The organism is Nocardioides sp. (assembly GCF_964229035.1).
GTDB lineage: Bacteria > Actinomycetota > Actinomycetes > Propionibacteriales > Nocardioidaceae > Nocardioides.
On the sequence record NZ_CAXRAZ010000012.1, the window covers coordinates 1 to 24,288 of the forward strand.

Genomic DNA, 24,288 nt, shown 5'->3' on the forward strand with positions numbered 1-24,288 from the left:
CGGCACGAGCCGGGCGGCGGCGGCCAGCGCGAGCGCGAGGGCGGCGGCAACCAGCGCGGTGCGGCGTCCGGCGTCGGGTCGCCACGGCTGGAGGTCGTTCTCGACGACGTCGGTCATCGCCTCGACCACGTCGTCGTAGACGCGGGGCGCCGGCTCGTCGACACCCGCGCTGACGGTGAGCAGGCCGCCGTCCTCGACGCCCTGGAGGGTCAGGCCGCTCTCGGGGGAGAGGCGGCGGCCGTCGGCGGTGACGACGCGGTAGCCGCCGTGCACGGTGGTGGGGTCGAGCAGGCCGACCGCGCGGGCCAGCTCCGGGAGCAGCTCCGCGACGGGGATCGCTCCGGGCAGCACGAGGTCGACGCGGCGAGTGCCGGAGGTGACGGTGACCCGCACGAGGCCCGAGGTTGCGGGCGAGGTGGGGCGTCCTACGGCTGTCATCGCTGGCTCACTCCTCGCCTCCGGCGCACTGCCGGGGCACGGCGCCCGTGGGAGCGGGCGCGGTCGCTGGTCGAACGGGGCTGTACTGACTGGGACGGGCTGGGACGAGCTGGGACGGGCTGGAACGGCGGGCGGTGCAGGGCGGGCGCCAGGCGTCACCGGGGGCATCGTGACACGCCGGGTCCCCCGGCCCCGGACGCGACGGAGGGGCCGGCTCGCGCCGGCCCCTCCGCTGCGCGGGCGTCGTCCGCTGCTCGGCCCTCGACGGGCGGCGGACGACGCGGGGCTCACATGCTGAAGCGGTCGGCACCGCGGCGGTCGGCCGCGGCGTAGTCGGCATTGGAGTCGTCGACCGACTGCTTGCTCTGGGCCAGGAGGTCGCGCATCTCCTGCATCGCACGGTCCCACGCGGCCTTGGCCGAGCGGTAGGACTCCTGCTGGCTGCCCGACCAGGTGGCGACCTTGGGGGCGATGTCGGACTCGAGGTTGTTGAGGGTCTCGTCCAGCTTCTGCACGGTGGCGTACATGTTCTGGGCGGCGGCGTCGAGCTCAGCGTGGTTGACGCGAAGGCCGTCGAAGCTCATCTTCTGTCTCCTGATCTGTGGTGGGGAGTCGCCGAGCCGCGCTCAGAGCGCGCCGAGCTTGCTGTTGAGGGTGCCCATGGTGCTGCCGGCCTGCTGGTCGACGGACACGTTGTCGGCCTCGGTCTCGGTGAGCGAGGCGTGGAACTTGTCGAGCGCGAGGGTGATGGTCTTGTGCTTCTCGGTCCACGCGTTGTGCAGCGTCATGAACGCGCGGCCGCCGTCGCCCTCCCACTTGCCCCGCAGGCCCTGGATCTGGCCGTCGAGGGTGGCGGAGTGGCGGTTGAACTCGTCCTTGGCCTGGGTGATGCGCTCGGCGATCTGCTTGAGCGCGCCCTCTGCGTGACCGAACTCGTTGCTGGAACTGCTCATGTCTGCTCCTTCGCTCGGCGGTGGCCGCCGACCTGCTCGTGCGCCCGGCCCGGGGGCCAAACGATGCGGTGGATGCAGCGGGACACACCTGCCGGGCCCCGCCCGCGAGCCGTGACCCGCGCTGTCGTGGCTCCCCGAGCACTGCCAAGAAGCCGACGCAGGGGTGCTACCCCCGGCGCGGACGGGGCTAAACCTCAGCCCGTGACTTCCCACAGGTGCCGGAAGAGGCCGACCGCGACCACGAGCGAGGCCACCGCCGCCGACCCGCACACCGCCTCGGCGACCTCCGCGCGACGCGCCCACCAGGCCGAGCGCCACCCGCGCCCGACGACCACGGCGACGAGCACGAGCACCGCCGCGAGCGGCACGCCGAGGAACGGCAGGGCAGCGGTGAGACCGTCGGCCCGGGCCACGCCCGGCACCAGTCCGAGCAGGGCGAGCGCCGTCGAGCCGAGGGCGACGAGCCCGGCCAGGCGCAGGAGCGCGCGGGCGCGGGCATGGCGGAAGTTGCGGGCCCCGAGCAGCAGCGTCGCGGCACCGAAACCGGTCAGGCACAGCGCCCCGATGCGGTCGACCGGACCCGGCGCGGTGGCGAGGAGCAGCGGCGCCGCCAGCGCGATCACCGCGAGGACGGCGACGGACGCGGCGTCCACGAGACGGGTGCCGCGGGCCGCGACGGTGACCACCGCGCGGTGGGCGACCACGGCGCGCCCGCGGCGTCCGCTCGGGCGCTCGCGGGCCGACCAGGCGGTCACGGCGAGGCGCTCGAGGTCGAGGAGGTAGCTGTCGGGCACGTCGACGGCGAACTCGGGTACGAAGCGGGCGGCGAGCACGGCGACGAGGAAGAGCACCGCCCACACCACGGCCGGCGCGGTGGAGGTGAGGGTCGCGAGCGCGCCGGCGGCGAACACCAGCACACCGGTCACGATCCACACCCGCAGGCCCTCCTCGGCGCCCGCCTCGGGATCGGCCAGCGCCCGCCCCAGCGCGGCCGCCACGGCCGCCGCCAGGGCGGCCACCCCGACGCTCAGCGGCAGCCGGTCGGCGCCGGCCCCGTGGGTCAGCGCGAACGCGGCGCCGGCGGCGAAGGCGGGCGCAGCCAGCACCCGCTGCCCGGCCAGCACACCCACCGGTAGCGCGCCCAGCGCGGCGGCGGCGAACAGGAGCGCGACGTAGGGCCAGCGCTCGTCGGCGGGCAGGCGCGACGTCGTCCACCCGGCGAGGAGGGCGGCGACGGCGGCGACGGCCAGGACCGCGGCCGAGGCGGCGCCGGGGCGCAACGCGTCGCCACGCTCGATGCCACCGACGCGTCGGCGCGGCGGTGCCGGGCGCGCCGCGGGATCGACGGCCACCAGCACCGAGCCCGGGACCAGTCCGGCGGCCGCGATGCTGCTGCTCATCGGCAGCGGCGCTCCCCCGCGGTCGACGAGGGGCAGCAGGTCGCGCGACCCCGTCTCGGCGGCGTAGGTGCGAGCGACGTCGGCGAGCGTCGCGCCGTCGGGAACCGTGAGGTCGAGGACGCCGAAGGGGCCGTGGACGCTGAGGGCCGTACCCCCCGCGGGGCGAGGCGTCGCAGCGGCGACGGCGCGCCGAGCGCCCTCGGCGCCGTGGGTCCCGGCCGTGCCCGGCATGCGTCCTCCCGAGGTCGGGTTCGGGCGGCGCCGGAGGATTCACGGCGCCGCAGGCAGGGTAACCCTGCCTCCGTGCCTCCCTACCCGCCCGCGCCCTTCTCCTATCCTCGGCAGCGAGACCGATCCGGGTCGGGCCGTGAGGAGCGGGTGTGACCGAGCAGATGCAGCGTTCCGTCCCGGGCGCGGGCCCCGGCTCCGCAGCGGTCTCGCGCGCCGGGCGCCACGCAGGCCCCGCCAGCCTGACCCAGCGTCGCCGCGGCGAGCGTCCCGAGATGCCTTCGGGCGAGCTCGAGATCCAGCCGCCGCCGCAGCTGCAGCCCAACGAGGGCGCGGCCGGCGTCGCCATGAACGCCATCCCGATGCTCGGCAGCCTCGGCTCGATCGTGCTCGTGGCCGGTCTCGGCGGCGGCAACGGCAACTCGGGGCTGCGCTTCGTGGCCGCCGGCATGTTCCTGTTCGCCACAGTCGGCTTCATCGTGGTGCAGATCGACCGGCAGCGTAAGCAGCGCCAGCAGCAGGTCAGCGGCTCGCGCACCGACTACCTGCGCTACCTCGGCACCGTGCGCGACCTCGCCCGCGAGGCCGCCGACCAGCAGCGCGAGGCGCTCACCTGGACCCACCCCGCGCCGTCCGCGCTGCCGGCCGTGGCCGAGGACCGCACCCGCGTGTGGGAGCGCTCGACCACCGACCCGGCCTTCCTCCAGGTGCGCTACGGCACCTGCGCCCAGCCGCTCGCGCTCACCCTCGTGCCGCCGCAGGGCGCCCCGGTGGATGACGTCGACCCGGCGTCCGCCTCGGCGCTGCACCGGCTGCTCGTCGTCCACCGGCTGCTGCCCGATCTGCCGGCCTCCCTCGACCTGCGTGCCTTCGACCGCGTCGAGATCTGCGGCGACGAGGACGACGCGCGCTCGCTGGCGCGGGCCCTGGTGTGCTCGGCCGCCACCTTCGCCTCGCCCGAGAACCTGCTCGTGGCCGTGCTCGCCGGCGAGCACACGCTGGCCCGGTGGGACTGGGCGAAGTGGCTCCCGCACGCCCACAGCCCGCACCAGACCGACGCTGTCGGCCCCTCGCGCATGGTCACCACCTCGCTGGCCGACCTGGCCGCCATGCTCCCGCCCGACCTCGGCGAGCGACCCCGCTTCGGCGCCGACGAGCGGCCGGCCGTGCCGCACATCCTGCTCGTCACCGATGGCGCCGAGCTGCCGCCCGGCAACCACCTCGTGCCGCCCGACGGACTGCACGGCGTCACCGTGCTCGACCTGCCCGCCCGCTGGGGCGAGCTGGACTCGCCCACGGCGCTGCGCCTCGAGCTCCTGGACGACGACCCGGCGTCGTCCTCGTCGGGGGCGGGCGAGGTGCGCGAGAGCGTGCCGCTCGCCGCCGTGCGCCTGCGCACCGAGCCGGTGCGAGCGCGCGGCGACCTGTGCAGCCTCGCCACCGCGGAGGCGCTCGGGCGCCGCCTCACCCCGCTGTTCACACCCAGCGCCGGCGCCAGCGTCGGCGACGACGCGGCGGATCTCAACGCGCCCACCGACTTCATGGACCTCCTCGGGCTCGGCGAAGTGCACGGCTTCGAGCCGGGCAACGCGTGGGGCTCGCGCCCGGCGCGCGACCGCCTGCGCATCCCGATCGGTCTCGGTGACGGCGCGGGCCCGGTGCACCTCGACATCAAGGAGTCGGCTCAGCAGGGCATGGGCCCCCACGGCCTGGTCATCGGCGCCACGGGCTCGGGCAAGTCCGAGTTCCTGCGCACCCTGGTGCTCGGCCTGGCGATGACCCACTCCCCCGACCAGCTCAACATGGTGCTCGTCGACTTCAAGGGCGGTGCGACCTTCGCCGGCATGGCCGAGATGCCGCACGTGTCGGCCGTCATCACGAACCTCGCCCAGGAGCTCACCCTGGTCGACCGCATGCAGGATGCCCTGGCCGGTGAGATGGTGCGCCGCCAGGAGCTCCTGCGCGAGGCCGGGAACTTCGCCTCCATCCGCGACTACGAGCGCGCGCGCACCTCCGGCGACCCCGACGGCGCCCAGCTCGCCCCGCTGCCGTCGCTGTTCATCGTGGTCGACGAGTTCTCCGAGATGCTCAGCGCCAAGCCGGAGTTCATCGACCTCTTCGTCGCGATCGGCCGCCTCGGCCGCTCCCTCGGCCTGCACCTCCTGCTGGCCTCGCAGCGCCTCGAGGAGGGGCGACTGCGCGGCCTCGAGTCGCACCTGTCGTACCGCGTCGGCCTGCGCACCTTCAGCGCGCAGGAGTCGCGCGCGGTGCTCGGCGTGCCCGACGCCTACGAGCTCCCCGCCGTGCCGGGTCTCGGCTACCTCAAGCCCGACCCCACCCAGATGATCCGCTTCAAGGCGGCCTACGTGTCGGGCCCGCCCGAGGTCGGACGACGCCGGGTCAGCCGCGACAGCGGCGGCAAGGTGCGCGGCATCCTGCCCTTCACGGTCTCGGAGGTGCAGACCTTCGAGGCCGACGTCGACGAGCCGGTGGTCGCGGCCCCGAGCCGCTCGGGCGACGACGACTCCCTGCTCGACATCGCGGTGGCCCGCATGCGCGGTCACGGCTCGGAGGCCCACCAGGTGTGGCTGCCGCCCCTCGACGTGCCCGACACCCTCGACGAGCTCATGGCCGATCTCACGCCCCACCCCGACCTCGGCCTGATCTCGCCCACCTGGCGCGCCCGGGGCGGCCTGACCGTGCCGCTCGGCACCGTCGACCGCCCGCGCGAGCAGCGACGCGACACCCTCACCGTCGACCTCAGCGGCGCGGCCGGCCACGTGGCCGTCGTGGGCGGTCCGCGCAGCGGCAAGAGCACGCTGCTGCGCACCGTCGTCACGAGCATCGCGCTCACCACGACGCCGCTGGAGTCGCAGTTCTACGTGCTCGACTTCGGCGGCGGCACGTTCGCACCGCTGGCCGCGCTGCCGCACGTCTCCGGCGTGGGCAGCCGTGCCGAGCCCGAGGTGGTGCGTCGCATCATCGCCGAGGTGCGCGGCATCGTGGACCGGCGCGAGGCCTACTTCCGCGCGCAGGGCATCGACTCGATCGAGACCTACCGCCGCCGTCGCGGCCAGGGGCGCGCAGACGACGGCTACGGCGACGTCTTCCTCGTCATCGACGGGTGGGGCACCCTGCGCTCGGACTTCGACGACCTCGAGGTCGAGATCCAGCAGCTCGCGGGGCGCGGTCTCACCTTCGGCCTGCACGTCGTCACCGCCGCCACGCGCTGGCCCGACTTCCGCGCGGCGATGCGCGACCTGCTGGGCACCCGCCTCGAGCTGCGTCTCGGCGACCCGATCGACTCCGAGATCGACCGCAAGGTCGCCGCGCTGGTGCCCACCGGCCGTCCTGGGCGCGGCCTGGTGCCCGGCAAGCTGCACTTCCTCGGAGCCCTGCCCCGCATCGACGCCGAGCCCGACCCCAGCACCGTGGGCGACGGCGTCGAGGCGCTCGTCTCGGCCGTGCAGAAGGCGTGGCGCGGTCCGGACGGCCCGAAGCTGCGCCTGCTCCCCGACCGCATCGGGCTGGCCGAGGTGCGCTCGCTGGCCGGAACGCCGCCCGAGCGGCGACTGCTGCTCGCGATCAACGAGCGCGAGCTCGCCCCGGTCGGCCTCGACGTCGACGCCGAGCCGCACCTGCTCGTCTTCGGCGACGGCCAGTCGGGCAAGACCAACCTGCTGCGCACCTACTGCCACGAGATCATGCGCACCCGCACACCCGCCGAGGCGCAGATCCTCCTGGTCGACTACCGCCGCACGCTGCTGGGCGAGGTGCCCGAGGAGTTCCTGCTCAACTACCTGACCTCGGCCACCGTGGCGCAACCGGCGCTCAACGACCTCGCGACCTACCTGCAGAACCGCATCCCCGGCCCCGACGTCACCCCCGAGCAGCTGCGGGCGCGGTCGTGGTGGAAGGGCGCGGAGGTCTTCGTCGTCGTCGACGACTACGACCTCGTCGCCACCCAGCAGAGCTCGCCGGTCGCGCTCCTGCAGCCGCTCATGGCCCAGGCCCGCGACGTCGGCCTCCACCTCGTCGTCGCCCGCCGCTCCGGCGGAGCGTCACGGGCGCTCTACGAGCCGGTCATCCAGTCGATGCGCGACCTCGCCATGCCCGGCGTCCTGCTCTCGGGCAACCGCGACGAGGGCACCCTCATCGGCAACCTGCGCCCCGGCCCCGCCCAACCCGGCCGTGGACGCCTCGTCACGCGCGACGGCGGCACCGACGTCGTCCAGCTCGCCTGGACCGACCCGACGATGTGAGGGGCGTGGCGGCGGCGGCTGGGATTCACCGGTGAACCGGCGAATCTCGTGCTGGTCGCATGAAGTTTCAGCCGACCAGCACGAGATTCATACGAGTAGTCGCCCTGCGTGCGGCCCGATCAACCAGCCAGCGCGCGCCCGAGGAAGGCGAGTTGGGGGCGGGCCATGCGGCGCCAGTAGCCGCGGTCGTGGTCACCGAGCTCGAACGAGCCTCGTGGACGACGCGCGAAGCCGTCCACGTAGTCCTGCGCCGCCGCGCAGAACGGATCGCCCAGCCCGCAGTCGATGCGGACGGCGAGCCCGCGCAGCGTCTCCTGACGACCGAACGGCGTGACCGCCGCGAGGTCCTCGGCCGAGTCGAAGGCCCCGCGCGTGGTGTCGCCGACGTCGTGCCACAGCGCGGGGCTCAGCGCCGCCACGGCCCGCAGGCCGACGGGCTCGGACGCCGCGCCGCCCGTGAGCAGCGAGGAGATGTGCAGCGCACCGAAGCCGCCCATCGACCACCCGGCCAGGGCGAGCCGACCGACGTCCAGGCCCTGGCGGCGCAGCAGCGGGAGGAACTCCTCCACGACCATGCGGGCGGGGTCGTCGCCATCGGCGCGGGCGTGCCAGTAGCGGTCGCCGCCGTCGATGCTCGCCAGGGCGAAGGGCGGCACGCCGTCGTCCACGGCGGCGGCGAGGAAGCGGTCGAGCGCCATGTAGTCGCGGGCGAAGGCGGAGGTGTGGTCGCCACCGCGACCGTGGAGGACGACGACCACCGGCAGCTCGCGCGCGGCTCCGGGCGGGCGCGCCACGCTCCAGCCGCAGCGTGCTCCGCGACGCGCCGCGGAGACGAGCACGCCGCTGGTCACGGGTCCGGGAGCGACGTCGGGGGCGACGCCGTCGGCGCCGTCGATGCCGAGGTGGTGCAACGCGGTGGCACGGCCCGGGAGCAGGCCCGTGGCGATCCCGGCTCCCGCCGCCGCCAGACCGGCGGTGGCCGCCACCGCACCGGTCACGACGGTTCGACGACTGCTCCTGCGATCCGCTGACGTCGGCACTGCCACCTCCTCGCGCGAGCCTCGCCGGCGCCGGCGGGGGGCGACCGGTCGGGCAGACGACGCGCGGCTCAGACCTTACGGCGCCGGCCGCCCGGCGGTGTGGCGATCGGCGGGATCGGCGGGATCGGGGCCCCCGGCACCCCCGCCTCGGACGACGGCCGCTCCGAGCCGCCGGGGTGCCGCGGCGCGGGGTCGACGTCCTCGAGGTCGGCGGGGTCGTCCTCGACCTCGCCCTGCGGTGAGGCGACGAGCGCGGCGAGGCCGGTGGTGACCGGCACGGCGAGCACGAGTCCGATGGAGGTCACGAGGGTGCGCACGACCTCCTCGGCCAGCTGCTCGGTGGAGAGCAGGTCGAGCAGCGGTCGGTCGTAGACGCGCAGCAGCATCAGGAGCAGGAGCGCGGTGCCGACGTAGGCGAAGACGATGGTGTAGATCGTCGAGGCGATGTGGTCGCGTCCGATGCGCATGGCGCCGGCGAAGATGCGCGCCCGCGAGGCGAGCGGCGAGGCGGCGCGCAGCTCCCAGACCGCCGAGGCCTGGGTGATGGTGACGTCGTTGAGGACGCCGAGGCCGGCGATCACGAGCGCGCAGGCGAGGAGGTCCTGGAAGTCGAGGGCGCCGAAGGTGGCGAGGATGGCGCCGCCCTCGTCGCTGATGCCGGTCAGGCGCGCCTCGGAGACCGCCACCACGCCGAGTCCGGCGGTGAGCACGATGCCGACGAGGGTGCCGGCCAGCGCCGTGCTGGTGCGCAGGGAGAACCCGTGCGTGGTGTAGAGGACGACGAACATGATCGCCGCCGCGCTGGTCATCGCCACCCCCACGCCCGTGGTGCCGTCGAGCAGGGCGGGGAGCATCCACCACCACACGACCGCCCCGCCGAAGGCGAGGCCGAGCAGCGCGAACACGCCGCGCCAGCGCGCGACCGCGACGACGACCAGCACGAAGAAGCCGAACAGCAGCGCGAGGGTGCCGTGCCGCTCGGTGGCGAAGTAGGAGTAGGACGCGGGCTGACCGTCGCTGGGCGGGGTGCGGAGCAGCTCGACGGTGTCGCCGCGCCCGAGACCCGAGTCGATGACCTCGGGGGGGACCTGCACCTGCACCGGCTCCGCCTCGCCCGGCACGCGCACGGTCAGGGTGCTGCAGCCCGACCCGTCGGGCAGGCCCTGGCCACCGCAGCGCGGAGCCACCTCGGTGATCTCGCCGGACGGGAAGGTGACCCCGGGCGCGGCGAACTGGGCGGCCGCCCCGCCCGTCTCGGCCGCGCGGTCGACGGTGTCACCGGGCGGCAGCCAGACGACGAGGCCCGCGATGGTGGCGGCCAGCGCGAGGCCGAGGAACCCCAGCAGCAGGCTGCGTGCGAGGGAACCGACGCGGAAGGCGTCGTCCAGGCCGCCCCCCTCACTGTGGCCGTGGCTGTGCGCGTGCGAATGTCCGGCGCCCATTCGGTCTGGCTCCTCACTGGGGTGGTCGGGGCGGGTCGCCCGTGAGCGGCCCGCCCCGAACCTAGCCAGACCCCCGTCACCAACTCGACTTGACGATGCCCGGGAGCTCGCCGCGGTGGGCCATCTCGCGGAACCTGATGCGCGAGAGACCGACCTTGCGAACGTAGCCGCGGGGGCGGCCGTCGACCTGGTCGCGATGGCGCAGGCGCACCGGCGAGCTGTCGCGCGGGAGCCGCGCGAGGGCGCGGACGGCGTCCGCGAGCTCGTCGCTCCCGGGCTCGGCGCGTCGGATCTGCTCCTTGAGGTCCGCGCGCCGCTCGGCGTAGCGGGCGACCGTGCGCTCGCGGCGACGCTGGGCCGCGATCTTCGAGGCCTTGGCCATCAGCGCTCCTCCCTGAAGTCCACGTGGCGGCGCACGACGGGGTCGTACTTCGACAGCACGAGCCGATCGGGGTCGTTGCGGCGGTTCTTGCGGGTGACGTAGGTGTAGCCCGTGCCGGCCGTGGAGCGCAGCTTCACGATCGGTCGGACGTCGTTGCCTCGCTTGGCCATCAGAACCGCTCCCCTCGGGCGCGCAGGTCGGCCACCACGGCCTCGATGCCGCGCTGGTCGACGGTCTTGATGCCACGGGCGCTGACCCGCAGCGTGACGTGGCGCCCCAGCGAGGGCACCCAGTAGCGCTTGCGCTGGATGTTGACGTCGAAGCGACGCCGCGTGCGGCGGTGCGAGTGCGAGACGTGATTGCCGAAGGCGGGTCGGGCGCCGGTGACCTGGCAGACCTGGGACACGTCTTCTCCTTCCATCGGAGGTGTGGTTCACTGTTGAGAACGATTCTCATTCTAATCACGTTCCCATCACCCCTGAGGAGGGATCCCATGCGAGAGGGCATCCACCCGCCCTACGGGCCCGTGGTGTTCCGCGACCGCGCCACCGGCGACCTGATGCTCACCCGGTCGACCCTGGCCGGGCGGACGTCCGGCCCGACCGTCGAGCTCGACGGCGCCACCTACCCGGTCGTCGATGTCGACACCTCGGTGCACAGCCACCCCTTCTGGACCGGCCGCGGCCGGGTGCTCGACACCGAGGGACGGGTCCAGGCCTTCGAGCGCCGCTACGGTCGCCGTGCCACCCCCGGCACGGACGACGAGGGGGCGCGCCGATGAGGGTGCCCGTCGTCCTGCTCAGCGGCATCGACCCCGACGCGATGGCGGCGTCCATGGTGGGCCTGCAGTTCGACCTGCCGGACGCGGTGGCGGTGCGCCACGCGATCGACGTCGAGCGCGGGGTGCTGACCCGCACGGTCAGCGACCTCACCGGCGTGATCGAGACCCACGAGACGCTGCTCGAGCATGCCTGCGTGAGCTGCGCGATCCGCGAGGACGTGCTGCCGACCCTCGAGCGGCTGGCCCGCGACGGCCGGTGGCGCTCGATCGTGGCCCACCTCCCGGTGGGCGCCGAGCCGGCCCACCTGTGCGCGGTGCTCACCTGGGACACCCGCCTCGCCCGCTTCCTGCGCGTCTCGGCGGTCGTGACCGCCCTCGCCGCGGCGGGCATCGAGCAGGACCTCCTGGGCGAGGACCTGCTGGCCGACCGCGGTCGGCACACGGCCGCCGACGACCGCCGTGGCGTCGGCGAGGTGCTGGCCGCGATGGTGGAGTACGCCGACGTGCTCGCGCTCGACAGCCCCGCCGCACCCCAGGCGCGGGCACTCGTGGCCGCCCTCGCCCGCCCCGGCGCGGTCGTGGTGGACGGCGACCACGGACTCGAGTCCGCCCAGCTCACCGCCCGCCTGCACCAGCACGGCCGCACCGAGGCCTGGATCGAGCCGGCGCGCACCGCGGAACTCCCTCCGCTCGAGGGCGAGGGCGTGTGGCGCCTCGACCTGCGCTCCTCGCGGCCCTTCCACCCCGAGCGCCTGCTCGACTCGCTGGAGTCGCTCGGCGCCGGGGAGCACCGCTCGCGCGGCTGCTTCTGGCTGCCGACCCGCCCCGGCCGCGTGCTCGAGTGGGACGGCGCCGGCGGCCAGCTGAGCATCGGCGACGCGCGGCCGTGGGGCCGCCACGAGCCGTTCACGCGCGTCGTCCTCACGGGCGTGGGGGCCGCGCCGGCGCACCTGCGCGCGGCGTTCGAGCACCTGCTCGCTACCGATGCCGAGCTGCGCGAGGGCTTCGCCGACGCCGCCTGGCGGGTGCACGAGGACGGCTTCGAGCCGTGGCTCGGACCGATCCGCGAGGTGGCGTGATGGCGGTACCGAAGCGACGGATGTCGCGCAGCAACACCCGCCATCGTCGATCGGCCTGGAAGGCGGCCGCCCCCGACCTCGTGCCCGTGCAGGTCGGCGGGGTCGGGTACCGGGTGCCGCGGCGACTGGTGGCCGCCGTCCACGCGGGGCTCGTCGATCCCGCGACGGGGCGCCCCCGACGCGGCTCGCAGGGAGGGAGGTGAGCAGATGAAGGTGCGCAACTCCCTGAGGTCGCTGAAGAACCAGCCGGGCTCGCAGGTCGTGCGTCGGCGCGGCCGGCTCTACGTGATCAACAAGCAGAACCCCCGCCTCAAGGCCCGCCAGGGCTGAGGCGCCCCGCGCGCGGCGGGCCGGCCGCGCGCGGGTCCCGGCGGCGCGTCGTCCCCACCCCCGTCCGTGGACGGCGCGCCGCGCACTCGTACGGGCGCCGCGGGGCGTCGATCGCGGTGACCTCGCTCGCGGTCAGCGCCGGGGTCGTCTCGCCCTCCCCCTGGCCGGTGCCGGCGACCCACTGGCCCACCACGGTGACCCACGAGTTCTCGGACGGCGCGGGGGCGTCGTCCACGCGCACGCGGAAGGCGGCGGCGTCGGCGGCGCAGCAGTTGATGCTGAGCCGGGTGACGAACCAGTCGTCACCCGCACGGGTGACGAAGCCGGTGAGCCGGACGTCGCGGCCCCTGATGTCGTCGCCGTAGGTCGCCGCCAGCGCGACGAACTCCGAGACCAGCAGGTCGGTGACGGCGCCCGCCTCGAGCGGCGCGACCGCGGGCGCACTGTCGGGGATGACCTGGTTGGCGCGTCGATCGGCCACGAACGCACCGAGGGCCGGCGGCTGGACGACGAAGGCCACCGCGATCGGCACGAGCAGCGCCCAGGTGGCCGGGCTCGCCCGGTGGGCGTGGTCGGCGTCCTCGCCGTCGCGACCGAGCACGCGGGTGAAGGCGAGCAGCACCATCAGCGCGCCGCTGGCCACCAGCGGCCAGCGCATCCACTCGTTGACGTAGCGGGTGTACTCGTCGCTGATACCCACCCGCAGCGCGACGGCGCCGAGAGCGGTGAGGACGACGGCCTGCGCATTGCGGTTCACAGCAGCACCCATCCGACGATCGAGGCCACGAGCGTGGCGGTGACGACGACCAGCGGCACGAAGACGGCGGCGAACCGGCGTCCGAACTGGCCGGCCTCCATGGCGGCGAGCTTGATGTCCATCGCCGGACCGACCACGAGGAAGACCAGCTTCGCGGTGTCGGAGAAGGCGGTCAGGCTCACGGCGATGAAGGCGTCGGCCTCCGAGCACAGCGCGACCAGGAAGGCGAAGGCCGCGAGCGCGACGATCGCGAGGAACCATCGATCGGCCACGGCGTCGACGACCTCGATCGGCACGAGCACGTTGATCGCGGCGGCGATCATGGCGCCCACCACCAGGAACCCCGCAGCGGGGAGCAGGTCGTGCCAGGCGGCCGCGAGGAAGCGGGCCGAGCGGGTCTCGGCGTCGTGCCCGTGCCCGCGCCCGCCGATGCGCGGCATGGGGAGCGCGGGCACGCGGCGCTGCAGCAGCACGTAGATCCATCCGATGATCACGGCGAGCAGCATCGAGGCGATGAAGCGGGCCAGCACCATGTCGGTGCGCCCCTGGAAGGCCACCGCGGTGGAGACGATCACCGCCGGGTTCACCGCAGGAGCAGCGAGCAGGAAGGTGAGCGCGACGGCCGGCGGCACGCCGCGCCGCGCGAGGCCTCCGGCTACAGGAACCGCCGCGCACTCGCAGGTGGGCAGGGCGATGCCGGCGAAACCGGCCACCGGTACCGCGAGCACCGGATTGCGGGGCAGCACCCTGGCGACCATGCGCTCGGAGAGCAGCGCGGAGATGAGGCCGGAGAGGACGACCCCCAGCACGAGGAACGGGATGGACTGCACGACCACCGCGAGGAAGACGGTGGACCAGGCCTGGAAGGCGGCGTCGTCGAGGCGGTCGCCCAGCACACGGGCGAGCGGCACGGCGCCGACCAGTGCGACGAAGACCAGCAGCACCTGACGATCCACGCCGACATCCGGGCCGGCTGGACCGGCTGGACCGGCTGGACCGGGCGGGGCTCCGCGGCCGGTCTCGCTGAGTGAGTTGTCCGAGATCACCGAGCCAGGCTAGGCGAGACACGGCGCGGTCGACAGCCGACACTCGGTTCTCCACATCCGCGACTTGTTATGAGAATCATTCTCACTTAGGGTCGCGGCATGCCACCTGCTCCACGCCACCGCCCCCGTGGTGCCCGCCGCCATCCCCTGCGCGAGGCCGGGGTCGACCACGTCGCCTATCGCGACGTCGACCTGCTCCAGCGCTTCCTCACCGACAAGGGCAGGATCCGCTCGCGCCGGCTCACCGGCCTGAACCCGCAGGAGCAACGCGAGGTGACCCGCGCGATCAAGATCGCGCGGGAGGTCGCCCTCCTGCCGTACTCCGGTCGTCGCTGACGCGCGCCGCCTCGCCTCCCCCTGCACCTGACCCTGCGCCTCGCCTGCCCCTCGCCACCACCCGATCCGACCAGGAGTCCCCATGAACCGCACCGCCCTCATCGCCGCCGTCGCCGAGCGCACCGGACTCGACGCTCGCACGGCCGCCGCCTCGCTCGACGCCCTGCTCGACACGATCGCGAGCGCGGTCGCCGACGGCGACGCCGTGACGATCGCCGGCTTCGGGACCTTCGAGCCGCGTCACCGGGCCGCGCGCGCCGGACGCAACCCGCAGACGGGCGAGGCCATCGAGATCGCCGCGAGCGTGAGCCCCGCCTTCAAGCCCGCGGCGGCCTTCAATCGTCAGGTCTCCACCCACTGAGTCGGGCTGGGCTGAGTCGAGCCGAGTCGAGCTGAGTCGAGCTGAGTCGAGCTGAGTCGGGCGCGCCTGGGCGATCGGCACCGGGGCCGTCCCACGGACGAGTGGCTGCCTAGGATCGCCGACATGACCGACCGCGTCCCCGTCGTGGCCCTCACCGGCCCCCTCGGAGCCGGCAAGACCACCCTGCTCAACCACCTGCTGCGTCGTCCCGGCGCTCGCGTGGGAGTGATCGTCAACGACTTCGGGGCGATCAACCTCGACGCCGCTCTCGTCAGCGGTCAGGTCGACGAGACGGCGTCGATCGCGGGCGGCTGCGTCTGCTGCCTCGACGACGCGAGTGGCCTGGACGACGCACTGGCCCGCCTCACCGACCCGCGCCGCGGGCTGGACGTCGTCATCGTGGAGGCCAGCGGCCTCGCCGAGCCCGGAGTGCTGGCGCGGATGATCCGCTACAGCGGCGTCGAACGCGTGCGTCCCGGCGGCGTCATCGACCTCGTCGACGCCGTCGAGTACTTCGACCACCACGACGGCGGCGGCCTGCCGCCCGCGCGCTTTTCCGTGGCCACCCTCGTCGTGGTCACCAAGAGCGATCTGCTCCCGCCGGAGGGGCGCGAGGCCACGCTCGCCGCGATCGAGGCGCGGGTGCGCGAGGCCAACCCGGACGTGCACCTCGTGCGCGCCGACCGAGGGCGACTCGACCCGGCGCTGCTCCACGACGTCGCCGAGTTCGAGGACCCTCCCGACGAGCTTCCGCTGGGAGCGCTGCTGAGGGCCGAGCAGGAGGCCGCGCTCGCGGCCGACAGCGAGCGCCACGAGGTGCCGGGCGGGCACGACGGGCACGACGGACACGACGGGCACGACGGGCACGGCCACGCGCACGCCGCCTCGGCCACCGCGAGCACGCCCGGCCCCGTGGCGCCGGGCCCGCTGGTCGACCTCCTCGAGTCGCCTCCGCCGCGGGCCTACCGGCTCAAGGGCGTGGTGGGCGTGCAGGAGACCGCGCAGCGGCGAGCGGGGTACGTCGTCCACGTGGTCGGACGGCAGGTGCACGTGCACCGCTGCCCTCCGCCCGAGCAGAGCACCCTCGTCGCCATCGGACTCGACCTCGACCCGGCGACGGTGGCACCGCTGCTCGGCGCCGCGCTCACGTCGTCCACGCGCCCGGACGCCGCGGGGCTGCGGCGCTTGCGCCGGCACCGCCTGCTCAGCGAGTAGGCGCGTAGACCAGGCCGTCGCGGTCGACCAGCCGGTCGGCGCCACCGGCCCAGACGCCCACGCGTGCCGCGGGGACCGCGCCGCCTCCATCGTCGCAGGCGGGGCGCTCGGCATCGCCGAGCCGCACGGCCATCGACCCGGGCGCCTCACCCCAAGCGACCGGCAGGTACTCGCGGCCCTGCCACACGAGAACGCCCGCGCAGGAGGCGACGGGCGCAGCCGACCGGGCGGTTTCGCGCGCGGAGGAGCCGGCGACGGCACCGAGCCCCACGGCGGCCGCGACGACGACGACCGCCACGGCAGCGCCGGTGCGGGTGGGCTTCAGTCGCGTCGTGCCTCGGTCGATCTCGGGCACGGCCGCCTCCTGGGTCGCGGTGTCCGCGGTCGAGGGTGGGACGCAGCGGCATCGGGACCGGTTCCGCCGGCGGCGGCGGGCGTCGTCCACGAGGGGGTCGGGGCCGACTGGTCATACGAATCTCGTGCTTGTTGCATGAAGCTTCATGCGACAAGCACGAAATTCACCGGTTACCCGGTGAATCTCATCCGCGCCGGCGACCTCCCGATCAGGGGAGATCGGAGTGGGCGAGGCGGCCGAGCACGCGGTCGGTGAAGTCGGCGAGGCGGCGGACGTCGACGGGGTCGACGCCGTCGAAGAAGAGCTCGCGCACGAGGGCGACGTGCTCGGGGGCGGCGGCGGCGATGGCGGCACGGCCGGCGTCGGTGATGTCGACGAAGGCGCCGCGGCGGTCGTCGGGACAGTCGCGGCGGGCGAGGAGCCCGCGCTGCTGCATCCGGCTGACCTGCTTGGACAGGCGGCTCTTCTCCCACTGCAGCCGCTCGCCCAGCTCGAACATCCGCAGCGAGCCGTCGCTCGCGCACGGGGAGGTGAGTTCGACGAGGACCGAGTAGTCCGACAGCGAGAGGCCGGTGGTGGCCTGCAGGTGCCGGTTGAGGCGCGCGGTCAGCTGGGCGTGGACGTCGAGCCAGCCGCGCCAGGCGCGCTGCTGGTCGTCGTCCAGCCAGGCGTGGGCGGGGTTCGCGGTCGTCGTCTCGGTCATCGCCTCCACCCTACTCCGAGATGTTGACACGTCCACCACCTCGCCGGCCCCGCCCTCGACGCACGGCGAACAGGCCGCTGTGACCGATCGCACTCGGTCCAGAATCAGGCGGGATTGGGCGCGTCTCACCGCCCCCGGCCTACCATCAGGCGATTTCATCGCCTGGCCCGAGGGGAAGACGTGAGCGTCATCGAGGACAAGTTCGCCCGCTGGAAGCACCACGAGGAGCTCGCGGAGGCGATGATCCCGATCGTCGGCAAGCTGCACCGCGAGAAGGACGTCACGATCCTCCTCCACAGCCGCTCGCTGGTGAACAAGTCGGTCATCTCCATCCTGAAGACCCACCGCTTCGCGCGCATGATCGAGGGCGAGGAGCTCTCGGTCGTCGACACCTTCCCCTTCCTCGAGGCCATCGCGACCCTCGACCTGGGCGCCGCGAAGATCGACCTCGCGCTGCTGCTCAAGGCCTACAAGGCCGAGCTGGCCGCCGGCAACGACGTGTCGGTGGCCGACTTCGCCGCCACCGCCCTCGCCGACGCGATCGGCGAGAACAAGGCGTCCGCGCCCGGCCCGCAGGACGTCGTCCTCTACGGCTTCGGCCGCATCGGGCGCCTCGTGGCGCGCCTGCTTGTCGAGAAGTCCGGCTCGGGCAACGGCCTGCGCCTGCGCGCCGTCGTGGTGCGCAAGGGCAAGGGCGACGACCTGAAGAAGCGCGCCTCGCTGCTGCGCCGCGACTCGATCCACGGAGCCTTCAACGGCTCGATCACGGTGGACGAGGAGAAGAACCAGATCATCGCCAACGGCAACGTGATCCAGGTGATCTACTCGAACTCCCCCGCGGAGATCGACTACACCGAGTACGGCATCGACAACGCCATCCTCATCGACAACACCGGCATCTGGCGCGACCGCGAGGGGCTCTCGGGCCACCTGCGCCCCGGCATCGCCAAGGTGCTCCTCACCGCACCGGGCAAGGGCGACGTGCCGAACATCGTGCACGGCGTCAACCACCGCGAGGTCGACCTCGAGGAGAAGGTGCTCTCCTGCGCCTCCTGCACCACCAACGCCATCGTGCCGCCGCTGAAGGCGATGGAAGACGAGTTCGGCATCGTGCGCGGCCACGTCGAGACCGTGCACTCCTTCACCAACGACCAGAACCTGCTCGACAACTACCACAAGGCCGACCGCCGCGGCCGCTCCGCGCCGCTCAACCTGGTCATCACCGAGACCGGTGCCGCCTCGGCCGTGGCCAAGGTGCTGCCCGACCTCGACGCCAAGATCACCGGCAACTCGATCCGCGTCCCCACGCCCGACGTCTCCATCGCGATCCTGAGCCTGCAGCTCAAGCGCGAGACCACCCGCGACGAGGTGCTCACCCACCTGCGCACCGCCTCGCTCACCGGGGCGATGGCGCGCAACCTCGACTACACCGAGGCCACCGACGCCGTCTCGACCGACTTCGTCGGCTCGCGCGCGGCCTCGATCATCGACGCCAACGCCACCATCGTCGACGGCGACAGCGCGATCCTCTACGTCTGGTACGACAACGAGTTCGGCTACTCCTGCCAGGTGGTGCGCACCGTGCAGCACATCTCCGGCGTCGAGTACCCGACGCTCCCCAAGGTCTGACCCCGCCTCTCGCACCGGGCGCCGGCCGGCGCCGGTGCACCACCGCAGCACCCACCGGACGCCGGTCGCCCACCGCGGGCGGCCGGCGTCCGTCGTCCACGGGGGAGCGGAGATGAGCGGTCGGGTGCGTGATCATCACCACGCCCTGAAAAGGCCCTGAATCTTTGCGTGGTCGCGATCGAGAAGGTTGAGTGTCGGACAGTCCTGCCCGACCTCGGGTGGGCCGTCTTGTCTGCGCCGAGGCCCGTGACAGTCGAGACGACGCAGAACAACGCCATCACGGGCACGGGAGAACCACGCAGGACGCCGCGGCCACCAGGCCCGGCTCGGGGCGAAGGAGCACTGCTCCTGGTCACCAGCAGACCAAGCCCGACAGGTCACCTTTCGCAGGCGCCGCTGTGGAGAACAACGCATGTCGCTCACTCGAGCGCGCCGTTCGGCGCGCCATCTCGTGCTGTCCATCGTCGCGCCGTTCGTGGCGCTCGGCCTGCTCCTCACCGTCCCGACGGTGACCGCCAGCGCGGCGCCCGGCGCCGTCGCCACGTCGTCCACCACCGCCGCGCGGACGACGACCACCTACTCCGAGCGTGCCGCCGAGGCACGCCGCGTCGCCGCCGCCCGCGAGGCCCGCGCCAAGCGCGCGGTGCAGGCGCGGCACAAGCGCGCCGTCCGGCTCGGCATCGCCGTGCTGCGGGCGGCGAAGTCCCGCGCGGGCTCGGCCTACCGCTACGGCGGCACCGGACCCCGCGCCTTCGACTGCTCGGGGCTGACCCGCTGGGCCTACAAGAAGATCGGGAAGAAGCTCCCCCGCACCTCGGGCGCGCAGGCCGGCGCCGTGAAGCGCGTGGGCAAGCCCCGCCTCGGCGACTTGGTGTTCTTCACCAGCGGCGGCCGCGTCTACCACGTGGGCATCTACGCCGGGAAGCACCGCATCTTCCACGCCTCGCGCCCCGGCACCCCGGTGGGCACCTCGCGGATCTGGAGCGACTCGATCTTCTTCGGTCGCCCCCGCTACTGAGGCGACCTCGGCACGCCACCACCGACCACACGGTCGGGCCTCGAGAGCGAGGCCTCGTCGCGAGGGTGCGCACCAGCCGGAGCGGTTACGCTCCGCCGGTGCGCACCCTCGCTGCCGTCTCGGTCGCCTCGCTCTGCCTGACGCTGACGGCGGCCTGCGGCAGCGCGATCCCGCCGCAGCCGGAGCCGACCGCCGCGCCGCCCGCCCCGACGACGACGGCAGCACCGTCGGCGACGGTCGACCCGAGCCCGGTCAGGCCGGCGCCGAGCACAGCAGCACCGACCACGGCGGCGCCCACCGCTGAGCCGAGCACGATCACCCGGCAGGCACCCCCGCGCCGCCGTTACCACCGCGGGCCCGGGCAGCCCTACCGCTTCGAGAACTCCGAGCGCGGTCTCGCCTTCGCCCGCGCCCGCGGCTACGAGTGGATCGACATCGACTGCAACTACGCGCGGGGCAGGCTGAGCGACGGGCGGTGGGCACCGGTCGTGCCGATCGCCACCCACTGGGACAAGATCGACACCGAGGGCTTCGACCCGCAGGGCCGCTACACCGACGGCACGCGCTGGCGCGACCTCACCTGGCACCAGGTGCGGGCCCTGCGCACCGCCGACCGCCCGCCCTACCGCATCCTGCGCATGGACGAGATGGTGCGCGCGGTCGCCCGCGCGGGCTTCACGGGGATGGAGTGGGAGGTCAAGACGGGTCCGGCCTTCGAGGATCCGCGCACCTACACCGCGATCCTCGCCCTCGCCCGGCGGCTCGGGCTGACGATCGAGGTCAAGACGCTCTACGCCCTCGGCGGGGTCGAGGCCTCCTACCGCCGGTTGCGCGCGGCGAAGCTCGCCGGTGCGTTCACGATGCTCATCAAGCCGCCCGGTCGGCCCGTCGTGGTGCCGGCCGCGCAGCAGCGCTACATCGACGTCGTCCGCGGGCCGTGGCGGCGAGGCGCCTGAGCCCGGCGCCGACACCGACGCCGACGCACCAGGATCAGAGCGGGACGCCGCGGAAGTCGGCCGGCTTGCGGAAGCCGACCTTGCCCAGCATCGCGTCGCGCTGGGCGTCGCTCGTGCCCCAGGCGGAGACGGCCCACGCGTTGGTGCCGTTGCCGATGTAGACCCGCGAGGAGTGCACGATCTTGCCCTTGTTCTGCGTGCCGTTCATCCGCCGCCCGGCTACCTTGCCGCCCAGCGTCCAGTCGCCGCGGAACCGGGTGCCCTTGTCGTAGGAGCTCCAGAAGTGGTCGCACGCGGGCGAGGGCGACGTCCACCGCGACACGCTGAGGTAGCGGTAGGTGCCGTTGGGGTTCTTGGTCCTGCAGGTCCAGCCCTCGACGAACGCCGACGACGCGCGCGTGGCCCGCGTGCAGCCGCTCACCTTCGCGAAGCCGGGGAACACCCACTCCGCGCCGGCGCGGCCGGTGGGCAGCGGGCACGACGAGAGCTTCACCGCCCTCGTGCCGTTCCAGCAGCGGTACTTCGGCGTGGGCGCCGGCGCCGGTGCCGCGCGCGTCGGTGCCGGGCTGGCGGCGCGGGTGGGACGGCTCGAGGCGCTCGGTCGGGTGCCGGTGCTCGTGCGCCCGGTGCCCGCGGCGCCGTCGCCCGCGGAGCCGGCAGGCGCGGGGGCGGGCGCCGGATCGCCACCGTCGGCGACTCCCGGCGGCACCGCGTCGCCACCCTCGACCGTGGACGACGACCCGCCGGCACCGCCGGACACCTCACGTCCGGGCGCAGCGGACGACGCGGCGGACGACGGGCCAGCTGCCGACGACGACGAGGACGGAGCGGGGGACTCGGAGGTCGGGGACGCCGAGGCGTCGCCGGAGTCGGAGGCCAGCACCGACGGCCCGACGGGCACGCCGCCGAGCCGCGAGCCGACGTAGACGCCCGAGGCCACCAGCGCCACGACCGCGGCCGTGACCAGGACCCGACGCCAGGGCGAGCGGGCGGCCGAGGCGGGCTCGGGGGCGGCGATCACGGGCTGGCGGATCGCGGTGACGTCGGGCAGCACGAGACCGCCCGGCACCAGGGGCTCGAGCGCTGCGAGCTCGCGCGCCATCGCCTTGGCCGACGGGTAGCGCTGGGCGGGGTCCTTGGCCATCGCGCGGCGCAGCACGGCGTTGAGACCGTCGACGAACGGCGTGCCGCCCGGGAGCTGCGGGATCGGCCCGCGCAGGTGGCCCATCGCGATCTCGCCCTCGGTACCCACGTAGGGCTGCGAGCCGGTGAGCAGCTGCCACAGCAGGCATCCGGCGGCGTAGACGTCGGAGGAGACCCCCGCCGACGCGGCGGTCTCGCCATCGTGCCGCTCGGGTGCCATGTAGGCGGTGGACCCGACGAGCGCGCCCGTGCGGGTGATCTCGCTGCCCGGCGAGGTGGCGATGCCGAAGTCGCAGAGGTAGGCGACCCGGCCGTCCTCGCGCAGGAGCACGTTGGAGGGCTTCACGTCCCGGTGGACGACGCCCGCCGCGTGCGCGTCCGAGAGCCCGTCGAGCACCTGGCCGACGAGGTCGACCGCCCGCGCGGGCGCCAGCGCACCCTGGGCGCGCACGAGGGCGAGGAGGTCGCCGCCGCGCACGAGCTGCGTGACGAGGTAGGGGGCGCCGTCCTGCTCGCCGTGGTCGTGGACCGCGACCACGTGGGGGCTGTCCATCGCCGAGAGCAGCACGGCCTCGCGACGGAAGCGCTCGCGGAACTCCCCCTCCACGGCCAGCTGCGGGTGGATGACCTTCACCGCGACGTCGCGCTCGAGCGCCTCGTCGCGGGCCCGGAAGACGGTGCCCATGCCGCCGCGACCGAGGACCTCGACGAGCTTGTAGCGACCGAGGCGGTCGCCCACCTGGGGCTCTGCACCACTCATCCGAGACGTCCTTCTGTGAATCCGGGCGGCCACGGGCCCCCGAGCAGCGACCCGCCGACACGATGGTCCGTCACCGGCAGGGGCGAGGCAAATGGGGGTCCAGGACGGCCGCAGCCGGCCTCCTCGACCGGCTGCGGCTCAGCGACCGGTGAAGCGGGGCTCGCGACGCTCGGCGAAGGAGGTGAGCGCCTCCTTGAGGTCGTCGCTCACCAGGAACGCGGAGTTCCACACGGCCGTGTAGCGCAGGCCCGCCTCGATGCGCGGGGCCCGCTCGGCGTCCAGCACGTCCTTGACACCGGCGAGCACCAGCGGCGAGTTCGCGGCGATGCGGGCGGCAAGCGCCTTCGCGGCGTCCAGCGTGGCCTCGAGGTCGGGGTGGACGTCGTTGACGAGCCCGATGCTCAGCGCCCGCTCGGCGTCGATGTCGTCGGCGGTGAGCGCGAGCTCGCGCAGGTGACCGTCGCCGATGATGCCGACGAGTCGCTGCAGGCTGCCGAGGTCGGCGACGATCGCCATCTTGGCCTCGCGCACGCTGAGCGTCGCGTCGGCGCTGGCCACGCGGATGTCGCAGGCGGCGGCGAGGTCGACGCCGCCCCCGATGCACCAGCCGCCGATGGCGGCGATGGTGGGGGTGCGGGCGCTGGCCACGGCGTCCAGGGCGTGCTGCCAGCGCCGGATGAGGGACAGCAGCTCACCGCGGGCGCCGGCGCCGGCGTCCTCGAAGAGCGGGGCGAAGGTCGCGAAGGCCGCCCCGAGGTCGAGGCCGAAGGAGAAGTTGCGCCCGCCCGTGATGACGATGGCCCGCACCTCGGGGTCGGCGTCGAGGGAGGTGATCGCCACGTGCAGCTCGTCGAAGAAGCGGTCGTCCATCACCGGCTTGCCGCCCGGCCCGGCGAGGGTGAGGACGGCGACGTGCCCGTCGCGCTCGACCGGCAGCGCGCGGTCCTCGCCCGTCGGCTGCGCGGTCGCCTCGCCCGCCATCAGGCGCCTGCCTTCAGCTCGGAGGTGAGGCCGGCGAGGGCGCGGACCTGCTCCACGCGGGCTTCGGGCGTGGGCGCCAGCGGGTTGATGAGCAGCGTGCGCACGCCACCGTCCCACAGCGCCCGGAGCCGGCGGCGCACCTCGTCCTCGTCGCCGATGAGGGTGACGGCGTCGACGAGGTCGTCGGGCACGGCGGAGGCGGCGTCGGCCTTCTGGCCCGACAGGTAGAGGTCCTGGATCTCCTTGGCCTCGCTCTCGTAGCCGTAGCGGCAGGCGAGCTGGTTGTAGAAGTTCTTGTCGCGCGCGCCCATGCCGCCGATGTAGAGCGCCAGCTGGTTGCGGACGGCCTGCATCGCCTCGGGGCCGGGGTCGCCCAGGTGGTAGGCGATCTGCAGCTGGATGTCGAGCTCGCCGAGGGCGGGGTCGCGCTTGCTGAAGCCCTCCTCCAGCGACTCGCCCCACGCCTTCTGCGCCTTGCCGGGGTGGAAGAACAGCGGCTGCCAGCCGTTGCAGAGCTCGGCCACCAGCGCGACGTTCTTCGGACCGAGCGCGGCCACGGCGATCGGGATCTCCGAGCGCACCGGGTGGTTGATGATCTTCAGCGGCTTGCCCAGCCCCGAGCCGCCGTCGTCCTTCGTGAGGGGCACCGTGTAGTGCTTGCCGCGGAACTCGACCGGCTCGCGGCGCCACACC

The 24,288-nt window shown here is 74.0% G+C and carries 27 protein-coding genes; 11 read left to right on the forward strand and 16 right to left on the reverse strand.

The annotated features are described in order from the left end of the window. From ACERUN_RS04570 to ACERUN_RS04585, 4 genes are all read right to left on the reverse strand, one after another. Window positions 1–438, reverse strand: a 438-nt coding sequence (locus tag ACERUN_RS04570) for an EsaB/YukD family protein (protein WP_370288587.1), incomplete at its 3' end; no start/stop codon positions are given. 287 nt (window positions 439–725) lie between these two features. Further along, window positions 726–1,022, reverse strand: a complete 297-nt coding sequence (locus tag ACERUN_RS04575) for a WXG100 family type VII secretion target (protein WP_370288589.1) — start codon at window positions 1,020–1,022, stop codon at window positions 726–728. Window positions 1,023–1,064: 42 nt separating this feature from the next. Continuing rightward, window positions 1,065–1,391 (reverse strand): WXG100 family type VII secretion target, encoded by a 327-nt coding sequence (locus ACERUN_RS04580; RefSeq protein ID WP_370288590.1) that lies wholly within the window; start codon window positions 1,389–1,391, stop codon window positions 1,065–1,067. Window positions 1,392–1,585: 194 nt separating this feature from the next. Further along, complete coding sequence (locus ACERUN_RS04585) at window positions 1,586–3,022, reverse strand: hypothetical protein (protein WP_370288591.1); 1,437 nt, start codon at window positions 3,020–3,022, stop codon at window positions 1,586–1,588. Between the two features lie 149 nt (window positions 3,023–3,171). Between ACERUN_RS04585 and eccCa the strand changes: the two genes are divergently transcribed. After that, window positions 3,172–7,281: a type VII secretion protein EccCa gene (gene eccCa, locus ACERUN_RS04590; protein ID WP_370288592.1), complete on the forward strand. Its 4,110-nt coding sequence runs from the start codon at window positions 3,172–3,174 to the stop codon at window positions 7,279–7,281. A gap of 119 nt (window positions 7,282–7,400) precedes the next feature. Here eccCa and ACERUN_RS04595 read toward each other — a convergent pair whose 3' ends face one another. The 5 genes from ACERUN_RS04595 to rpmB all read right to left on the reverse strand — a co-directional run bounded on the left by ACERUN_RS04595 (window position 7,401) and on the right by rpmB (window position 10,551). Beyond that, window positions 7,401–8,279: an alpha/beta hydrolase-fold protein gene (locus tag ACERUN_RS04595; protein ID WP_370288593.1), complete on the reverse strand. Its 879-nt coding sequence runs from the start codon at window positions 8,277–8,279 to the stop codon at window positions 7,401–7,403. Between the two features lie 110 nt (window positions 8,280–8,389). Beyond that, complete coding sequence (locus tag ACERUN_RS04600; protein ID WP_370288594.1) at window positions 8,390–9,763, reverse strand: YibE/F family protein; 1,374 nt, start codon at window positions 9,761–9,763, stop codon at window positions 8,390–8,392. 76 nt (window positions 9,764–9,839) lie between these two features. Next, window positions 9,840–10,145 (reverse strand): 30S ribosomal protein S14, encoded by a 306-nt coding sequence (rpsN, locus tag ACERUN_RS04605; RefSeq protein ID WP_370288595.1) that lies wholly within the window; start codon window positions 10,143–10,145, stop codon window positions 9,840–9,842. Continuing rightward, window positions 10,145–10,315 (reverse strand): 50S ribosomal protein L33, encoded by a 171-nt coding sequence (gene rpmG / locus ACERUN_RS04610; RefSeq protein WP_370288596.1) that lies wholly within the window; start codon window positions 10,313–10,315, stop codon window positions 10,145–10,147. Before rpmG ends, rpsN begins: the two co-directional genes overlap by 1 nt. Further along, window positions 10,315–10,551 carry a 50S ribosomal protein L28 gene (gene rpmB / locus ACERUN_RS04615; protein WP_370288597.1) on the reverse strand — a complete coding sequence of 79 codons (237 nt, stop codon included), beginning with the start codon at window positions 10,549–10,551 and terminating at the stop codon, window positions 10,315–10,317. The genes rpmG and rpmB overlap by 1 nt, the downstream gene beginning before the upstream one ends. Before the next feature lie 87 nt (window positions 10,552–10,638). Here rpmB and ACERUN_RS04620 point away from each other — a divergent pair, with 87 nt between their 5' ends. From ACERUN_RS04620 to ykgO, 4 genes are read left to right on the forward strand one after another with little or no spacing between them, the layout of a single operon-like run. After that, entirely contained in the window at window positions 10,639–10,926 is a 288-nt protein-coding gene (locus ACERUN_RS04620) for a type B 50S ribosomal protein L31 (protein WP_370288598.1), read from the forward strand. After that, window positions 10,923–12,005, forward strand: a complete 1,083-nt coding sequence (locus ACERUN_RS04625; protein ID WP_370288600.1) for a GTP-binding protein — start codon at window positions 10,923–10,925, stop codon at window positions 12,003–12,005. The genes ACERUN_RS04620 and ACERUN_RS04625 overlap by 4 nt, the downstream gene beginning before the upstream one ends. After that, complete coding sequence (gene rpmF / locus ACERUN_RS04630) at window positions 12,005–12,208, forward strand: 50S ribosomal protein L32 (RefSeq protein ID WP_370288601.1); 204 nt, start codon at window positions 12,005–12,007, stop codon at window positions 12,206–12,208. The genes ACERUN_RS04625 and rpmF overlap by 1 nt, the downstream gene beginning before the upstream one ends. Before the next feature lie 4 nt (window positions 12,209–12,212). Next, window positions 12,213–12,335 carry a type B 50S ribosomal protein L36 gene (ykgO, locus tag ACERUN_RS04635; protein WP_345262226.1) on the forward strand — a complete coding sequence of 41 codons (123 nt, stop codon included), beginning with the start codon at window positions 12,213–12,215 and terminating at the stop codon, window positions 12,333–12,335. On the opposite strand, the gene ACERUN_RS04640 is transcribed toward ykgO, so the two are convergent. Next, the gene (locus ACERUN_RS04640) at window positions 12,316–13,104 is read right to left on the reverse strand and encodes a TIGR03943 family protein (RefSeq protein WP_370288602.1); all 789 of its coding nucleotides are present in this window, start codon (window positions 13,102–13,104) and stop codon (window positions 12,316–12,318) included. The two genes, ykgO and ACERUN_RS04640, sit on opposite strands and share 20 nt — an antisense overlap. Continuing rightward, window positions 13,089–14,048, reverse strand: coding sequence for a permease (locus tag ACERUN_RS04645; RefSeq protein ID WP_370288603.1), 960 nt, complete (start codon window positions 14,046–14,048; stop codon window positions 13,089–13,091). The genes ACERUN_RS04640 and ACERUN_RS04645 overlap by 16 nt, the downstream gene beginning before the upstream one ends. Before the next feature lie 189 nt (window positions 14,049–14,237). Between ACERUN_RS04645 and rpsR the strand changes: the two genes are divergently transcribed. The 3 genes from rpsR to ACERUN_RS04660 all read left to right on the forward strand — a co-directional run bounded on the left by rpsR (window position 14,238) and on the right by ACERUN_RS04660 (window position 16,050). Next, window positions 14,238–14,474, forward strand: a complete 237-nt coding sequence (gene rpsR, locus ACERUN_RS04650; protein WP_370288604.1) for a 30S ribosomal protein S18 — start codon at window positions 14,238–14,240, stop codon at window positions 14,472–14,474. Between the two features lie 82 nt (window positions 14,475–14,556). Continuing rightward, window positions 14,557–14,835: an HU family DNA-binding protein gene (locus ACERUN_RS04655; protein ID WP_370288606.1), complete on the forward strand. Its 279-nt coding sequence runs from the start codon at window positions 14,557–14,559 to the stop codon at window positions 14,833–14,835. 123 nt (window positions 14,836–14,958) lie between these two features. Then, window positions 14,959–16,050 carry a GTP-binding protein gene (locus ACERUN_RS04660; RefSeq protein WP_370288607.1) on the forward strand — a complete coding sequence of 364 codons (1,092 nt, stop codon included), beginning with the start codon at window positions 14,959–14,961 and terminating at the stop codon, window positions 16,048–16,050. Here the strand turns inward: ACERUN_RS04660 and ACERUN_RS04665 are convergent. Further along, on the reverse strand, window positions 16,040–16,405 hold the full coding sequence (locus ACERUN_RS04665; RefSeq protein ID WP_370288608.1) for a hypothetical protein: 366 nt from the start codon (window positions 16,403–16,405) through the stop codon (window positions 16,040–16,042). The two genes, ACERUN_RS04660 and ACERUN_RS04665, sit on opposite strands and share 11 nt — an antisense overlap. Window positions 16,406–16,613: 208 nt before the next feature. Continuing rightward, complete coding sequence (locus ACERUN_RS04670; protein ID WP_370288609.1) at window positions 16,614–17,108, reverse strand: MarR family winged helix-turn-helix transcriptional regulator; 495 nt, start codon at window positions 17,106–17,108, stop codon at window positions 16,614–16,616. A gap of 180 nt (window positions 17,109–17,288) precedes the next feature. Here ACERUN_RS04670 and ACERUN_RS04675 point away from each other — a divergent pair, with 180 nt between their 5' ends. The 3 genes from ACERUN_RS04675 (at window position 17,289) to ACERUN_RS04685 (ending at window position 20,711) form a co-directional block, all read left to right on the forward strand. Continuing rightward, on the forward strand, window positions 17,289–18,737 hold the full coding sequence (locus ACERUN_RS04675; RefSeq protein WP_370288610.1) for a glyceraldehyde-3-phosphate dehydrogenase: 1,449 nt from the start codon (window positions 17,289–17,291) through the stop codon (window positions 18,735–18,737). Between the two features lie 412 nt (window positions 18,738–19,149). Continuing rightward, window positions 19,150–19,755 carry a C40 family peptidase gene (locus tag ACERUN_RS04680; protein ID WP_370288611.1) on the forward strand — a complete coding sequence of 202 codons (606 nt, stop codon included), beginning with the start codon at window positions 19,150–19,152 and terminating at the stop codon, window positions 19,753–19,755. Window positions 19,756–19,853: 98 nt separating this feature from the next. Then, a complete protein-coding gene (locus tag ACERUN_RS04685; protein WP_370288612.1) occupies window positions 19,854–20,711 on the forward strand; it encodes a hypothetical protein in 858 nt (285 codons plus the stop codon). A 34-nt stretch (window positions 20,712–20,745) separates the two neighbouring features. Here the strand turns inward: ACERUN_RS04685 and ACERUN_RS04690 are convergent, their stop codons facing one another. From ACERUN_RS04690 to ACERUN_RS04700, 3 genes are all read right to left on the reverse strand, one after another. After that, window positions 20,746–22,614: a serine/threonine-protein kinase gene (locus ACERUN_RS04690; RefSeq protein WP_370288613.1), complete on the reverse strand. Its 1,869-nt coding sequence runs from the start codon at window positions 22,612–22,614 to the stop codon at window positions 20,746–20,748. Window positions 22,615–22,752: 138 nt separating this feature from the next. Continuing rightward, window positions 22,753–23,595, reverse strand: coding sequence for a crotonase/enoyl-CoA hydratase family protein (locus ACERUN_RS04695; protein ID WP_370288614.1), 843 nt, complete (start codon window positions 23,593–23,595; stop codon window positions 22,753–22,755). Beyond that, window positions 23,595–24,288, reverse strand: a 694-nt coding sequence (locus ACERUN_RS04700; RefSeq protein ID WP_370288615.1) for an LLM class flavin-dependent oxidoreductase, incomplete at its 5' end; no start/stop codon positions are given. The genes ACERUN_RS04700 and ACERUN_RS04695, both read right to left, overlap by 1 nt.

Excerpts from the sequence above, each read along its gene's own strand:
- ACERUN_RS04600 (WP_370288594.1), bottom strand. The coding sequence starts at position 9,763 with ATGGGCGCCGGACATTCGCACGCGCACAGCCACGGCCACAGTGAGGGG.
- ACERUN_RS04680 (WP_370288611.1), top strand. The coding sequence starts at position 19,150 with ATGTCGCTCACTCGAGCGCGCCGTTCGGCGCGCCATCTCGTGCTGTCC.
- ACERUN_RS04660 (WP_370288607.1), top strand. The coding sequence starts at position 14,959 with ATGACCGACCGCGTCCCCGTCGTGGCCCTCACCGGCCCCCTCGGAGCC.
- ACERUN_RS04575 (WP_370288589.1), bottom strand. The coding sequence starts at position 1,022 with ATGAGCTTCGACGGCCTTCGCGTCAACCACGCTGAGCTCGACGCCGCC.
- ACERUN_RS04690 (WP_370288613.1), bottom strand. The coding sequence starts at position 22,614 with ATGAGTGGTGCAGAGCCCCAGGTGGGCGACCGCCTCGGTCGCTACAAG.
- ACERUN_RS04625 (WP_370288600.1), top strand. The coding sequence starts at position 10,923 with ATGAGGGTGCCCGTCGTCCTGCTCAGCGGCATCGACCCCGACGCGATG.
- ACERUN_RS04695 (WP_370288614.1), bottom strand. The coding sequence starts at position 23,595 with ATGGCGGGCGAGGCGACCGCGCAGCCGACGGGCGAGGACCGCGCGCTG.
- ACERUN_RS04620 (WP_370288598.1), top strand. The coding sequence starts at position 10,639 with ATGCGAGAGGGCATCCACCCGCCCTACGGGCCCGTGGTGTTCCGCGAC.
- rpmG (WP_370288596.1), bottom strand. The coding sequence starts at position 10,315 with ATGGCCAAGCGAGGCAACGACGTCCGACCGATCGTGAAGCTGCGCTCC.
- ACERUN_RS04580 (WP_370288590.1), bottom strand. The coding sequence starts at position 1,391 with ATGAGCAGTTCCAGCAACGAGTTCGGTCACGCAGAGGGCGCGCTCAAG.
- ACERUN_RS04655 (WP_370288606.1), top strand. The coding sequence starts at position 14,557 with ATGAACCGCACCGCCCTCATCGCCGCCGTCGCCGAGCGCACCGGACTC.
- ACERUN_RS04585 (WP_370288591.1), bottom strand. The coding sequence starts at position 3,022 with ATGCCGGGCACGGCCGGGACCCACGGCGCCGAGGGCGCTCGGCGCGCC.
- rpsR (WP_370288604.1), top strand. The coding sequence starts at position 14,238 with ATGCCACCTGCTCCACGCCACCGCCCCCGTGGTGCCCGCCGCCATCCC.
- rpsN (WP_370288595.1), bottom strand. The coding sequence starts at position 10,145 with ATGGCCAAGGCCTCGAAGATCGCGGCCCAGCGTCGCCGCGAGCGCACG.
- rpmF (WP_370288601.1), top strand. The coding sequence starts at position 12,005 with ATGGCGGTACCGAAGCGACGGATGTCGCGCAGCAACACCCGCCATCGT.
- ACERUN_RS04640 (WP_370288602.1), bottom strand. The coding sequence starts at position 13,104 with ATGGGTGCTGCTGTGAACCGCAATGCGCAGGCCGTCGTCCTCACCGCT.
- ACERUN_RS04670 (WP_370288609.1), bottom strand. The coding sequence starts at position 17,108 with ATGACCGAGACGACGACCGCGAACCCCGCCCACGCCTGGCTGGACGAC.
- ykgO (WP_345262226.1), top strand. The coding sequence starts at position 12,213 with ATGAAGGTGCGCAACTCCCTGAGGTCGCTGAAGAACCAGCCGGGCTCG.